Origin of the sequence: Pseudomonas brassicae, from assembly GCF_010671725.1 — a bacterium.
GTDB lineage: Bacteria > Pseudomonadota > Gammaproteobacteria > Pseudomonadales > Pseudomonadaceae > Aquipseudomonas > Aquipseudomonas brassicae.
This window is the reverse complement of sequence record NZ_JAAHBU010000521.1, coordinates 1-1,755: the sequence shown is the minus strand read 5'-3', so window position 1 is coordinate 1,755 and position 1,755 is coordinate 1. Positions and strand designations below refer to the sequence as shown.

Genomic DNA, 1,755 nt, shown 5'->3' with positions numbered 1-1,755 from the left:
GATTCTCAAGTGCTGAATCGGCAAAGACGCGGCTCGGGGTTACAGTTCTGAGACACTCATTTGCTATCATCGGCGGTCATTCAAGCAACACCCGCCTTCATTAGCATCAAGAGCCAAAAAAAGAGACCCGGCAAAAAGCCGGGTCAAAAACCGTGATTAGCCTGATGAGGAGATAATCTGAGAGTCCGACCTAAGGGCTTTCAGGTTATCCAACCAGTCTCGCGACCAGTTGTTTGCAATAATAATCGTTCTCATTTTCAAGTCAAATGAATTTTCTGTCATCCGGCAAAAAATTCCCTCACCCTGTGCCCGCTTTTTTTGCAACGCCGGGTATTCCCCTTAGCTGACTCAGCCTGGTGCCTTCGCCTGGGCGGCTTCATTGAGCTTGTTGTACTCGGCCAGGCTGCGATTGAGCAGTGCCCGGGCCATGTTGATCATGTGCATGACCGAAAGCGCGAGGTCACGCTGGCTGCCCTTGAGGTTGCCGGCGCTCTCGTCGGCGGTGGCGGCCGCGCATCGCAGCAGGTCGGCGGCGTGCTCGGCGGCGGCTTGCGCAGACAGGTCCTGGCGCGCGATCACCAGCGAGTCGTCCGAAGCATTGGCGACGGCGGGGGTGGGGTTGAGGTAATAGTCCAGCGCACGCCGTGCGGCTTCGCTGTCCAGCTCGCTGAAAGGAGGTGTGGTCATGGGGCTGCCTTCCTTGTAGTCAGTAGGAAAAGATTACCCGCCAATCCTAAATACATGCAGTATTGGTTTCTATGCTTTAAATACTACAATGTATGTATTGAGTCGTTGTCGTCAGTCCGTATCGTGCCAGCGATGAAAAAGTGGAATGAGCTGGCGCGAGCCAGAATGCGCGAGCTGGGCCTCACGCAGGAAAAACTGGCCGAGCGCCTGGGGGTGACCCAAGGTGGCGTGGGGCATTGGATACGCGGAAGGAACAACCCGCCACTGCCGCAGATCGACGAGATCCTGCGTGTGCTGGGCATGGGTCGCCTGGGTGTGATCCCCGATGCGGGTATTGCCGAGCCTGCGGGTGGCTATGCCACCCAGGCGCTGGGTGCATTCCGCTACCCGCTGTCGGACTGGGAGCATCTGGCCGAGCCCGCCGAGGGCGCACCGACGCTGCTCAGTGACCATCTGGCCGAAGGTCCGAGCTACTGGCTGGCGGTTGAAGGTGACGCGATGAATTCGCCCATTGGCCTGAGTGTGCCGGCCGGCATGCTGGTGCTGGTGGACAGCGGGCGCGTGGCCGAGGTCGGTGCGCTGGTGATCGCACGCGTGCCCGGCAACCCGACGGCGGTGTTTCGCCAATGGGTCGAGGAGGGTGGCCAGCAGTACCTGCTGCCGCTCAACCCGACCTGGCCAAAAACGCCGTGGGAGGAGGGCATCGAGGTGCTCGGTGTGGTGGTGCAGGCTTCCATTCGGTTGATCTGAACAGTGTGGCCGCAGGCCGCTCCTACACGCAGGAGCCGGCCTGGCCGGCCACGGGCGCACCTCAGTTCTGCGCTGACGCCTCCAGCTCCACCAGCGCTGCCCCTTCACTGACCATCTCGCCTTCCTGGCAGTACACCGCCTTGACTGTGCCCGCCTGCGGCGCGCGAATGCTGTGCTCCATCTTCATCGCCTCCAGCACCACCAGTTGCGCCCCGGCCTCCACCGCCTGGCCTGGCGTCACCAGCACCCGCACGATGCTGCCGTTCATGGGGGCGCTCAGGCCGCCCTGATGGCTGTGGCTGGCATCCGCCTCGGCGA

3 protein-coding genes are annotated in these 1,755 nt (G+C 61.5%); 1 reads left to right on the top strand and 2 read right to left on the bottom strand.

Annotation, left to right across the window (positions count from 1 at the left end; translation table 11 throughout):
* Positions 1 to 348 precede the first annotated feature (348 nt).
* Positions 349 to 687: a DUF6124 family protein gene (locus tag G3436_RS25555; protein WP_163950969.1), complete on the bottom strand. Its 339-nt coding sequence runs from the start codon at positions 685 to 687 to the stop codon at positions 349 to 351.
* Positions 688 to 819: 132 nt separating this feature from the next.
* Here G3436_RS25555 and G3436_RS25550 point away from each other — a divergent pair, with 132 nt between their 5' ends.
* Positions 820 to 1,437 (top strand): LexA family protein, encoded by a 618-nt coding sequence (locus G3436_RS25550; RefSeq protein WP_163950966.1) that lies wholly within the window; start codon positions 820 to 822, stop codon positions 1,435 to 1,437.
* Between the two features lie 61 nt (positions 1,438 to 1,498).
* Here the strand turns inward: G3436_RS25550 and G3436_RS25545 are convergent.
* On the bottom strand, positions 1,499 to 1,755 hold a 257-nt coding region (locus G3436_RS25545), incomplete at its 5' end, for a biotin/lipoyl-containing protein (protein ID WP_163950963.1).

What these genes read in the sequence shown, in the direction of transcription:
- G3436_RS25555 (WP_163950969.1), bottom strand. Translation starts at nt 687, where the DNA reads ATGACCACACCTCCTTTCAGCGAGCTGGACAGCGAAGCCGCACGGCGT.
- G3436_RS25550 (WP_163950966.1), top strand. Translation starts at nt 820, where the DNA reads ATGAAAAAGTGGAATGAGCTGGCGCGAGCCAGAATGCGCGAGCTGGGC.